The following is a 12383-nucleotide window of genomic DNA, read 5'->3' on the forward strand; positions in this document are numbered from 1 at the left end:
ATAGGCTGCAATGGCTAGCCGCATTCCTCAAAATTTTATTGATGACCTGCTCGACCGTACCGACATTGTCGAACTGGTTGACGCACGTATTGGTTTGCGCAAAAGCGGTCGTAATTACACGGGCCTGTGCCCTTTTCACCAGGAAAAAACACCCTCCTTTAGCGTCAGCCCGGACAAACAGTTCTACTACTGTTTTGGCTGCGGCGCTGGCGGCAATGCGATTGGCTTTCTGATGGAATTTGACCGTCTCGAATTCCGCCCTGCTGTAGAAGAGTTAGCCAAGAAAGCCGGGCTAGAAGTACCCCAGAATGCCAGTCCGATAAACCCAGATATACAGAAAAAACAAAACTCCCTGTTTCAGCAATTGCAGAGGGCGCAGGCTTATTATCAACAACAATTACGAGAGCATCCGCAACGCAACCGCGCCATCGACTACCTTAAAAACCGAGGTGTCAGCGGCGAAATCGCTAAAACTTTTGGTATCGGCTATGCACCACCAGGTTGGAATAATCTTGGCAAAACGCTGTGCGCAACAGAGGATGACGAACAGCAGCTGATCCAAGCAGGCATGCTGATAGTTAAAGATGAGCGTTCACATACGGACAAAAAGGAAACCTATGATCGCTTTCGTGATCGTATTATCTTTCCGATTCGTGATAATCGTGGGCGCACAATTGCCTTTGGCGGCCGCGTCTTAGGTGACGATAAACCCAAATACCTGAACTCCCCTGAATCCCCAGTATTCAGCAAAGGCCGAGAACTCTACGGCCTCTATGAAGCGCGTCAGACTAACAGCCGTCTGACCCAGCTCATCATAGTCGAAGGCTATATGGACGTAGTCGCGCTGGCACAGCACGATATCCTGAATACCGTCGCCACTCTGGGCACTGCTACCAGTCGTGATCATTTAACCAAACTTTTTCGTATGGTGTCAGAAGTGGTTTTTTGCTTTGACGGCGATAAAGCAGGACGGCAAGCAGCTGAACGTGCGCTGGATAATGCACTACCAGTAATGGAAGATGGCCGACAGATACGCTTCATGTTTTTACCCGAAGGCGAAGACCCTGACTCCATCGTACGCAAAGAAGGCAAAGCCGCTTTTCTTGCACGCATCGATAACGCCCTACCACTACCCGAATTTTTCTTCGACTCTTTACGCCAACTGGCGGATATCGGCACACTGGACGGTAAAGCGCGATTCAGCAAGCTAGCGTTAAAAAAACTGCAACCGATGCCTAACGGTGTACTGCGCCAACTTATGCTGGATCAGCTCGCTAATCTTAGCAATCTATCATTAGACCGATTACTGGAATTTGCGCCGGATGAACCCTCGCCGCCGATAGACAGCTATGTCGATGACAAACAACCCCATTCCGCCAGGTCGAAAAATAATCGTCCGCAAATGCGAAGAACGCAAAATCCACCGCGACGGAATGTCAGAACGCCCATTGAGTGGGTAACTCTTTCACTTTTACACCACCCACAATTTGTTGAGCACCTGGATGATTATCCTGATTTAACGGCCACTGATACTCCTGGTATTGATTTATTACGCGAACTCATCCAGCTATTACGAGCAAACCCATCACTTAATCCCGGCGGAATTATTGGGTATTGGCAAGGCTCACAGCAGCAAGCTCACCAAGAAGAAATCGCCCGACTGGCAGCCACCGAGCTACCCGTCAAAGATAAAGATCGTTTAAAAGTGGAGTTTTTGGACGCGCTTAAACTTATCGCTAGCCAACACCAAGAAAAGGCTTTGGATTATCTATTACAGAAAGCAAAAACTGAGCCACTATCAGAACAAGAAAAAAAAGATTTAGGGCGGCTTTTGACAAAAAAAAGCCACTTATCGGAATAAATAACTTATTAAAGCCCAAGCCCTTGAATTATTAACATTAAGCCGCATAATTTACTAGCATCCTAACCTCGAAATCATTATACTTTCGGCCCTTTTGTGTCGAGTCCTCAGCAGGTCAACTATGGTAGATACTTCGGAACAAAAATCCCGATTGAAAGATCTTATCGCACGCGGTAAGGAACAGGGCTATCTGACTTACGCAGAGGTTAATGACCATCTTCCGGAGGACATTTCAGATCCTGATCAAGTAGAAGACATTATTCGCATGATCAATGATATGGGCATCACCGTGGATGAGGTGGCGCCAGATATGGAAGCCCGCCTCCTCACTGATGCCGCTGATGATGATGTTGCCGAAGAAGCCGCTGCTGCATTAGCAGCCGTCGAGAGCGATGTTGGTCGAACCACCGATCCAGTACGCATGTATATGCGCGAAATGGGTACTGTGGAACTTCTTACCCGTGAAGGTGAAATCGTTATCGCCCGGCGTATTGAAGAAGGTATTCGCGAAGTAATGACTGCACTTGCGAGCTTTCCTGAAGCCGTTCAGTCCATTCTTACTGCATACCATACTGCCATTGCAGAAGAGGGTCGCATTAGCGATATTTTAAGCGGTTACATTGATGACGATGGCGGTGAAATACTACCACCGGCAGCTAATTCACCAGATGCCGCAAAAGCGAATAATAAAGACAATGATGATGACGATGACGATGATGACGACAGCGATAGCTCAGATAGTGATGATGAGGTAGAACGCGGTCCCGACCCAGAAGAAACCGCCCGGCGTATGGGTGAGCTTGAAGTACAGCTCAAAAAAGTTAACGAAGCCGTCAAAAAGTATGGCTCCGGTTCACCAAAGGCACGCGCTCAACAGGCTATATTAGGCGAAATATTTTCACCGTTTAAATTAACACCTCGCCACTACGAACGACTTGTTAACCACATTCGCACGGCGCTTACCTTTATTCGTGAACAAGAGCGTTTCGTACTACACACCTGTACACGTACGCTCAAAATGCCGCGTAAGCTCTTTATCAAAAAATTTATGGGCAACGAAACCGATTCAGCTTGGCTTGACGAGATGATCGCTGGCGGTCACGAGTTTTCCGAAGGGCTGGAGCAGTATCGAGGCGACATTGTGCGCGCGCAGAAAAAACTCAAGCAGATGGAAAGTAGCCTAAGTATTAGTATTGCCGAAGTGAAGGAAATCAATCGCCATATGTCGATTGGTGAGGCCAAGGCGCGACGCGCGAAAAAGGAAATGGTGGAAGCCAACCTGCGACTAGTGATCTCCATCGCCAAGAAATATACCAATCGCGGCCTGCAATTTCTTGATCTAATTCAGGAAGGTAATATTGGCCTGATGAAGGCCGTAGATAAATTTGAATACCGTCGCGGCTATAAGTTCTCAACTTATGCCACCTGGTGGATTCGCCAAGCAATCACTCGTTCGATTGCAGATCAAGCAAGAACTATTCGAATTCCTGTACACATGATTGAGACGATTAATAAGCTCAACCGAATTTCCCGGCAAATGCTACAGGAGATGGGTCGTGAGCCGACACCGGAAGAACTCGGTGAGCGGATGGAGATGCCGGAAGATAAAATCCGTAAAGTACTAAAAATTTCAAAAGAACCTATTTCCATGGAAACGCCGATTGGCGATGACGAAGATTCCCATCTGGGGGATTTTATCGAAGACATCAACATCGACTCGCCAATTGACTCAGCGACAGGCTCAGGTTTGAAAGAAGCAACCAAAGACGTCTTAGCTGGACTGACCGCACGGGAAGCAAAGGTACTGCGTATGCGCTTCGGCATCAATATGAATACCGACCATACCCTGGAAGAAGTGGGCAAACAATTCGACGTCACCCGTGAGCGAATTCGACAAATTGAAGCCAAAGCACTTAGAAAACTGCGCCACCCGAGCCGTTCAGAGCACCTGCGTAGCTTCCTGGATGATTAGCCTGGTCAAAAATAATACAGCACATTATAATGCGCTGCGCCGTTATTACCCCTAAATCAGAAGAATTATCTCTGAAAAAGTAAGAATGGGCCTTTAGCTCAGTTGGTTAGAGCATCCGACTCATAATCGGCAGGTCCCCAGTTCAAGTCTGGGAAGGCCCACCATTCACTGCCTTACAACACGGCGTCCTTTGGCTTGACTTAAAACCATGATCGCTCGTCCACCTTTATTCCTAAAACTAACTCCACGCTTAACAACGACTTAATGCAGACCGCCGACCTACCCCCGCAAAGGGCAGGCTCATTAAAAGTAAGTGCCCATTTACCTTTCATCTATTAATTCCAGCCTTTACATTTTAATATCCTTGGCAATCTGTTCTCCTGTTAGCATTTCCACTCCTTTCACAATTTAGTACAGTACAGCTTTTATGATTTGTGGCTAAACCAATCCACCATCCTGTTTCGTCCACAGGAAAGGAGTTTTGAATGAAAAGGATAGTGACTCGTCTATCTATCGTCATTTTTTTTCTGACAGCCGTCGGTTGTAGCGTCAACCCCGTTACCGGCAAAAATGAACTGTCCCTTGTTTCGAACTCCCAGGAAATCGCTATCGGCGAGCAAAATTACCGCCCCTCTCAGCAAGCACAGGGCGGTATTTATTATATCGATCCCAATTTACAGAGCTACATTAAAGAAGTAGGTAATAAACTAGCAGCAGTGAGCGACCGCCCAGACTTACCTTACGAGTTTGTGGTACTGAATAACTCGGTACCTAATGCCTGGGCGCTTCCCGGTGGTAAGATCGCCATCAATCGAGGCCTGCTGTCACACCTCGACAATGAAGCAGAATTGGCGGCCGTCCTTGGACATGAAATTGTTCATGCCGCAGCCCGGCATAGTGCTGCACAAATGACTCGCGGTACTTTTATAGGTGCTGGCGCACAAATACTTGGACTTACTCTAGCCGATAGTAACTACAGTCAACTCGCTAATACTGCCATTCAGGTTGGCGCTGCCGCCTGGATGGCAAGGTATGGTCGCTCAGCAGAGTTAGAGTCTGATTACTATGGAATGGAATATATGTCGAAGGCGGGCTATGACCCGTACGGCGCCGTTCGATTACAGCAAACTTTTGTCAAACTAAGCGAGGGCCGACAAACTGATTTTATTAGCGGGCTATTCGCGAGCCACCCTCCCTCCCAGGAGCGGGTCGAGGCTAATACAGAAAAAGCAAAAAGTCTGCCCAAAGGGGAGCTGTACGTAAGCCGCTATCAAAGCAAGATAGCTCAGTTGAAAAAAGATGCACCTGCCTATAAGGCGGAGGAGGAAGCAATCAAGGCTTTACAGCAAAAAAATCCCAAGCTTGCGCTGACATACTTGGATAAAGCGATCAAAATTCAACCCAAAGACGGCTATTTTTGGGAACTACGCGGGCACGCCTGGAAAATGCAAAAAGATCCCAATAATGCTGAAAAAGCCTTTACGACCGCTATCGATAAGAACCCCAACCTGTTTAGTCATTACTTGGCACGAGGAGTGTTGCGTTACGAACAAAAAAAACAGGCTCTGGCCCGTCAGGATCTCGAACATAGTAATCAACTGCTACCGACTCAAGCCGCAAGTTTTATACTCGGCGAGCTATCCCTTAAAGATAACGACCAGGCGGCTGCACTAAAGTACTACCAAAGTGCGGCAACTTCTGGCGGCGATTTGGGACAACAGGCTATGTCAAAAATAACCATGCTGGAGTTGCCAAAATCTCCCAGCAAATATGTGTTAAGCAAAGCCTACTTGAGTGAAGATGGATATTTGATGATCGCGGTTAAAAACCAAGCGAACATTGCAGTCACAGCAGTTACCCTTAAACTGGATAAAATGGTAAACGGTTATCCCGTTGGCGCTACCGCCAACTTCACGCTGCCAGGAGCACTTGAACCGGGTCAGCAACAGGCGATAAAAACAACCTTTGGCCCCTTCAAAACAGCGGATGAAGCTGGACAATACCGCACTGAAGTCATAGCAGCACAAGCAGTTGGCTCGTTAAACCAGTGAGTCGCTAAATCGGCATAGATGCTTACCCTTAAAGCAAACTTATCAGGTTTCCAGACGCAATGTCAGACAGGTTGTCGCTCAATGCGACCCCATCGAACAGCGGCCAGATACCACTGATAGATTCAGGTGCCGGACATGATAGCGCGAGTATATGCCCGCATTCATCCGCTCCAATATTTTATGGCTATTTAGTTCTTCGCCAGTGATATGATCTTTAAATCGTTGCCGTCCTAGGCAGTTAGAATCCTGAATTACCGATAGTCTTGGTCTTCTGAATTGCATCACGGTATCTCCAGAGTGCATTTGCTTTTAATTACTGTTTATTTATACAGTAATTAATTTTTAGAGGCAACTTTTCTTTAACTCTTTGCTAATCAGGTCGCAATGATACCGTAGAACCAATTACACCAATTTTAAGTCTTCCTATTTGCAGCTAAAACGCTGGAAAGTTGGCTCGGCAGAGCTCAGGATATAGGCGCGTATCGCAATTTTTGTAAAACTAAGCTGTAATAGCGTTGAGGAAACTCTGATTAACGCCTTAATTTCTTGTTATTGAAATAACTTTAAAGGAGAGTCGACGTGCTTAACCATCGCTCCGTATTATTGATATTTATTTTGGGGTTGTTTGTAGCCCCTTATCCAAGTTTTGCTGCTGAACCATCACAAAAAAAGTGGTGGCCTTCTGAATGGGGCTCAGATGACCAACTGGGTGCGCTCAATCGCCTGAACCCTACAAAAGTATTACAAGCGGCGAGCCTAATAAAAACCGGCAAGATCTATGATATGGCCCATATTTTCGAAGAGGATATGCCGCTATTTGAGTTAACGCCTGAAGACCGCAAATATACCTTAACCGTGCCGGGGGCACCCTCCTGGGGCCCGATGGGGGATAACCAACTGGTCTGGAATGAAGACTATATTGCTGGACACCTATCCCAGGACGGCACCCAATTTGATTCTCTCAGCCACATGGCGACCGTCGTAGGCGACGTGAAAAATCTTAAAGATATTCGCTACTATAATGGTCTTTCGCATGCGGATATCGGCAGCGGCAGGGGCTTCAAGAAATTAGGTGTTGAACAGGTTAAACCGATCTTTACCCGAGGAATCCTTATTGATATTGCAGGTTATAAAAAACGCATGCTGGCCTGCTCTGAGGAAATTTCCGTTGCCGATTTAAAAGCAGCCTTAATCGCTCAAGGACAAAGCGAAGCAAGCATTCAACCCGGAGATGCGCTTTTTTATTACACTGGTTGGGGCGCACTCTGGAAAACCGACAATAAAAAATTCAATAGCTGCACGCCTGGGCTATCTGCCCAGGCTGGCGATTGGCTCGTCGCAAAAAAAGTGGTATTAGTAGGCTCAGACAATTGGGCGGTTGAGGCAATTCCTGGCCCCGATCCAACTATTTTTGCGCCTAACCATCAAAAATTCCTCGTGGAAAATGGCATCTATATTATGGAAAACGTAGACTTTCGTAGTTTGCTAGCAGATCAGGTATACGAATTCGCTTTCGTCTTCGGCGCGATACCCTTTAAGGGCGCTACCGGTTCACCAGCACGACCTTTTGCGGTGAGATAGCAACCTGGATAGAATCCAATATTTTGATACTCATTTGAAGCAAGGAAAAACTTTGGATATTAATGTCTTTCAGGCTGACTACAGCAACCGGCGACAAGCAAAGGAAATCGTCGATCTGCTAAATATCTACGCACTGGATCCAATGGGAGGAGGCGAAGCGTTACGAGACAATGTGAAAACTTCACTTGTTTCAGCACTTGCCAAAATACCTCAGGCCTTCAGTATTCTCTGCTATGTCGACGACGAAGCAGCAGGTTTGGTTAATTGTTTTCAAGCTTTTTCCACCTTTGCATGCAAACCCGTTATTAATATTCATGATGTCATGGTATGCGATGAATATCGCGGACTCGGATTATGTCGACGCATGTTAGACAAGGTAGAGGCCATTGCCCGGGAAAGAGGATGCTGCAAAGTGACGCTGGAGGTTTTAGAGGGTAACCAGACCGCACAAGCCGCATACAAAAAGCTTGGATATGCGGGTTACGAAATTGATCCTCGCTTGGGAAAAGCATTATTTTGGCAAAAACAATTACCTTCCATCAGTGCGCAAACTTAGGAGCCTGATGTCATGATAGAAACCTATCGCGGTATCGTATATCCGAATCAACTAGACCATATGGGGCACATGAATGTGCAGTGGTATACCGCAAAATTTGATGAGGGTACTTGGCATTTTCTGTCGATGATCGGCATCACCTCCGACTATATTAAAGAAACCAATAAAGGCATGGCCGCGTTGGAGCAAAAAATGAAGTACCGGGCAGAAGTCATGGCCGGCGATTTGCTCATCGTTAAAACCCAGCCACTCGAAGTGACAGAAAAGGTCATTCGTTTTATCCATTACATGTATAACGCAGAAACCGGGCAAGAAGCTGCATCCTGTGAATGTGTTGGCGTGCATTTTGACCGAAATACACGCAAGTCCTGTCCTTTGCCGGAAAATGTAAAACAAAAATGGGCAAATCTACTTGCTAGAGATGAGTTTCAAGCAACCACCTAAACAATCTCAAATCAACGCCAGCACCTCTTTCACGCATTGTTCAATACCGACAGCGGCATCGCTAATACGATTGGCAAGCATGTAGGCGGGCGTAGTGACCAACTTTCTCTCTTGATCGACCCAGGCTTTTTCCACTGGACATTCCCTATGCACAGCCCCCATTGACGCCAAAGCGGCGGCAGTTCCCGCATCATTGCCGATTGTGCATTCGACACCTGCTCCGCAGATGGCGACCGACATCGCTGGTGCTATGCAAATCAATCCGATCGGTTTGGCGGCGCAATGCATGGCTTGAGCAAAGCGAAGAAAGTCTGGGTTCAACTCACAGTCGGCTCCCTTAACCGCAAAGTCACAGAGGTTTTTAGCTGCACCAAAACCACCGGGAACAATCAGCGCATCAAAATCGACCACCTCGGCTTGTGCGATATCCTTAACCTGTCCGCGACATATCCGACCAGCCTCGATCAATACGTTACGCTTCTCACCGGGAACCACTTCCCCTGTCAGATGATTAACGACGTGCATTTGTTCAACATTCGGCGCGAAGCACTGCACCTCTGCATTTGCTTTATCCAGCGCTAGCAAAGTACAAACCGCCTCATAAACTTCTGTCCCATCATAAACACCACAACCCGCCAACACGACTGCTACTTTAGCCATTGCATATTCCCTCCGTTCATTAACTACAGCAGCCGCGACTGGGTGTTTCCATTTGGTTAAATGGGATATAGCACCCCGCCTGTTCAAAAATACCCAAGTGTCGATCCCAGCTGCCGATAAAATCAAAGTGTTGCTGAAAGCGCGACTGCTTTAGCATTCGATAGGTATTGCCACACACAGGAGTAGCTTCGCCCTTGGGGAGCCGAAAGTTTGTATCAAAAACGAAAACCTGTGGATGGTACTCAATGGTGCCACGGTATATAACAGACTGGCCGTAATTTTCAGATGAGGGCTCCAACTCCAGAACCTTAAATAAACGATAAGTTGCAGAATAGAAGCGAATGCCTTCCAATTTACGCTTGATCAGGTCATTTTCAATACTCAATTCGCGGCTTTCAACCAAACGCGGATCACCGAACCCAGCCTGTTTAGCCATACCGATAAAATCATGCCAATACAGCGCACCCCCCAAACACTCACCATAAAGCACCGGGTCGGCGACTAGCTCTGCGGGAACGCGTCGGTCGGAATAAACATCGGAAAAATACATTTCACCACCCGGCTTTAACAACCGATAGGCCTGTTTTAATACCGCTTCCTTGTCAGACGATAAATTAATAACACAGTTGGAGACGATGATATCAAAGCTCGCATCAGCAAAACCCAGCTCATCCAGTTTTTCGATATAGCCTTTGTGAAATTCGACATTGGACTTGGTATAGCCGAACTGTTGGCGATGGTAATCAAGATGGCGGTTGGCGACTTCCAATTGTGCATCGGTCATGTCCACACCCACCACATAACCACTTTCACCAACCAACGCGGATAATGCATAACAATCTCGTCCCGAACCGCTACCCAGATCAAGAATACGCATACCCTTAAGCTGCTCGGGTGCGACCAGTCCGCAACCGTAATAACGGCTCAGCACTTCATCATGCACCTTGCTCAGTACTGCTTTCAAATAACTAGGCATTGCAGCATCCGTACAACAGGCGTTGGTTTTGAGGTCCTCTGAACCTTGCAGAACTTCACCGTAGTAATTTTTCACTTCGTCTTGAACTGAGATTGTCATTTTTTGTGCTCATCTTTTTAAAATTTGACTGTTTAGTTCGGTCGGTTTAACCGCGCACAAATGCATGAAATCGCGCCACATATTCCAATAATTTTTCCGGAGCATGGGCGCGCTTCCAGTTACCGGCGACAAACTTATTAGCCTCCGAAAGTGTCGGATAAATATGAATAGTGCCCAATATCTTATTCAACCCGATGCCCTGCTTCATCGCCAGAATATACTCGGCAATTATTTCCGCCGCATGATAACCCACGATGGTAACGCCTAAAATCTTATCTTTACCCGACACGGTTAACACCTTGATAAAACCATGGTTTTCACCATCGGCAATCGCACGATCCAGCTCTTCAATTGCAAAACGGGTTACCTCATAGTCTATGCCCTGTTGCTTTGCATCCTGTTCATTTAGCCCCACGCGTGCAACTTCCGGGTCGGTAAAGGTTGCCCAAGGAATCACTGAGTAATCTACCTTAAACTTTCTGAAACGCCCAAACAGCGCATTCACTGCCGCGTACCAGGCTTGATGTGACGCGGTATGCGTGAACTGGTAGGGACCGGCGACATCACCGCAAGCGTAGATATTAGGGTAGTTTGTCTGCAAATACTCATTGACCCGAATGGCTCCCTGTGGCGTCAAATCGATATTCAGATTTTCTAACCCAAATCCTTGCGTGTTTGCCTTTCTGCCGACGGCTATCACTACCTGATCAAAATAGATACGAGTCGTTGCACCTGCAGATTCCGCATCAAGGTACTTTTTATCCTCTACCTCGGCAAACTCAATTGGCTTATGGGAAAGCTTGATTGAAATCCCCTCCGCCTGTAACCGTTGATACATAAAACCAGAAACGTCTTCATCTTCTCTCGGCATTATTTTAGGCGCCATATCCAGCAAAGTAACCTGGGATCCCAGTCGGGCAAAGCTCTGTGCCAATTCGCAACCAATAGGCCCTGCACCAACCACCAAAAGCCTTGCAGGCTGTTCTTGCAACTGCCAAATATTATCAGAAGTTAAATGGCCAATCGCCTCGACGCCCTTTATTGGCGGCACAAACGGACGCGCACCAGTGGCAATAACTATCCTGGGTGTGGTAATTTCTCGGCCATTGACTTCAACTCGATAAGGAGAAACGATTTTGGCTTCACCCTGCACACAGTCCACTCCCAGGCTGGTGTAACGTTCAACCGAATCATGGGGTTCAACCTGCTTAATTATGGACTGAATTCGCCCCATCACTGCTGGAAAATCAACGCCAGATGGTACAGCCTTTAGCCCAAACTCTTCAGCACGACTGATATAGTGGTTAATTTTCGCAGATCGAATCAATGCCTTGCTAGGAATACAGCCCGTATTTAGGCAGTCTCCACCCATCAAATCTTTCTCAATGAGAGTCACTTTAGCTTTCACAGCTGCTGCGATATAAGCAGTGACCAAACCACCAGAACCCGCGCCTATCACAACCAGATTGGTATCAAATTTTTGGGGTTTACTGTACGTTCGGAGAATTTTTTTTGCTTGTACTAGACTAACCAGTTTTTTTGCAAGTAGAGGAAAAACACCAAGCATGACAAAGGACAACAGCAAGCCGGGCGACAGTATCCCCGCCGCTGACTCAATTTGAGCTAACTGAGTACCAGCATTTACATATACGAAAGTGCCTGGCAGCATACCTAATTGACTGATAACAAAAAACTGAAGCACGTGAATCGGGGTAAGCCCCATTACTAGGTTAATCACAAAAAAGGGGAAAACCGGCACTAGACGTAGCGTGAAAAGATAAAAAGCGCCATCCTTTTCGATACCCTGATTGATCACTTTCAGCTTTGCTCCAAATCTTTCCTGCACCCAATCTTTCAGCAACAACCGGGACATTAAAAACGCAACCGTCGCACCGATGGTGCTGGCAAAAGAGACTATCAGTACCCCAAACCAAAGCCCGAAGATAGCACCACCAATCAGTGTTAATACGGCAGCACCCGGCAGCGAAAGGCCCGTCACCGCAATATAAATAAGGCTATAGAGCACTACCGTTTCCAACGGTTTTTGCTGATAAAATTCGTTAATTGCTGCCTTTTGCAGCTTAAAATACTCTATCGTTAGAAATTGAGATAAATCGAAAACAACAAACACAACCACCAACAGGACAATTATTGACAGCACCGTAATTTTTTTTGAATTCATT

Annotated in this window: 9 protein-coding genes and 1 tRNA gene; 7 read left to right on the forward strand and 3 right to left on the reverse strand. The window is 46.8% G+C overall.

From position 1 onward, the window contains the following. Positions 1-10: 10 nt before the first annotated feature. The 7 genes from H6995_14730 (at position 11) to H6995_14760 (ending at position 8465) form a co-directional block, all read left to right on the forward strand. The gene (locus H6995_14730) at positions 11-1861 is read left to right on the forward strand and encodes a DNA primase (protein ID MCP5216254.1); all 1851 of its coding nucleotides are present in this window, start codon (positions 11-13) and stop codon (positions 1859-1861) included. Positions 1862-1982: 121 nt separating this feature from the next. Next, positions 1983-3833 (forward strand): RNA polymerase sigma factor RpoD, encoded by a 1851-nt coding sequence (gene rpoD / locus H6995_14735; GenBank protein ID MCP5216255.1) that lies wholly within the window; start codon positions 1983-1985, stop codon positions 3831-3833. Positions 3834-3920: 87 nt separating this feature from the next. Then, positions 3921-3997 (forward strand) — tRNA-Ile (locus H6995_14740). A 321-nt stretch (positions 3998-4318) separates the two neighbouring features. Beyond that, positions 4319-5884 carry a M48 family metalloprotease gene (locus tag H6995_14745; GenBank protein MCP5216256.1) on the forward strand — a complete coding sequence of 522 codons (1566 nt, stop codon included), beginning with the start codon at positions 4319-4321 and terminating at the stop codon, positions 5882-5884. Between the two features lie 579 nt (positions 5885-6463). Beyond that, positions 6464-7465: a cyclase family protein gene (locus H6995_14750; protein MCP5216257.1), complete on the forward strand. Its 1002-nt coding sequence runs from the start codon at positions 6464-6466 to the stop codon at positions 7463-7465. 142 nt (positions 7466-7607) lie between these two features. Beyond that, complete coding sequence (locus tag H6995_14755; protein ID MCP5216258.1) at positions 7608-8021, forward strand: GNAT family N-acetyltransferase; 414 nt, start codon at positions 7608-7610, stop codon at positions 8019-8021. Between the two features lie 12 nt (positions 8022-8033). Then, the gene (locus H6995_14760; GenBank protein ID MCP5216259.1) at positions 8034-8465 is read left to right on the forward strand and encodes a thioesterase family protein; all 432 of its coding nucleotides are present in this window, start codon (positions 8034-8036) and stop codon (positions 8463-8465) included. Positions 8466-8471: 6 nt separating this feature from the next. On the opposite strand, the gene elbB is transcribed toward H6995_14760, so the two are convergent. The 3 genes from elbB to lpdA are packed head-to-tail and all read right to left on the reverse strand — an operon-like array spanning position 8472 to position 12382. After that, positions 8472-9125 (reverse strand): isoprenoid biosynthesis glyoxalase ElbB, encoded by a 654-nt coding sequence (gene elbB / locus H6995_14765; GenBank protein ID MCP5216260.1) that lies wholly within the window; start codon positions 9123-9125, stop codon positions 8472-8474. 19 nt (positions 9126-9144) lie between these two features. After that, positions 9145-10200, reverse strand: coding sequence for a methyltransferase domain-containing protein (locus tag H6995_14770; protein MCP5216261.1), 1056 nt, complete (start codon positions 10198-10200; stop codon positions 9145-9147). 46 nt (positions 10201-10246) lie between these two features. Then, complete coding sequence (gene lpdA, locus H6995_14775; GenBank protein ID MCP5216262.1) at positions 10247-12382, reverse strand: dihydrolipoyl dehydrogenase; 2136 nt, start codon at positions 12380-12382, stop codon at positions 10247-10249. Position 12383: the final 1 nt, after the last annotated feature.

Source organism: Pseudomonadales bacterium, assembly GCA_024234615.1.
Taxonomy (GTDB): Bacteria; Pseudomonadota; Gammaproteobacteria; order Pseudomonadales; family IMCC2047; genus JAJFKB01.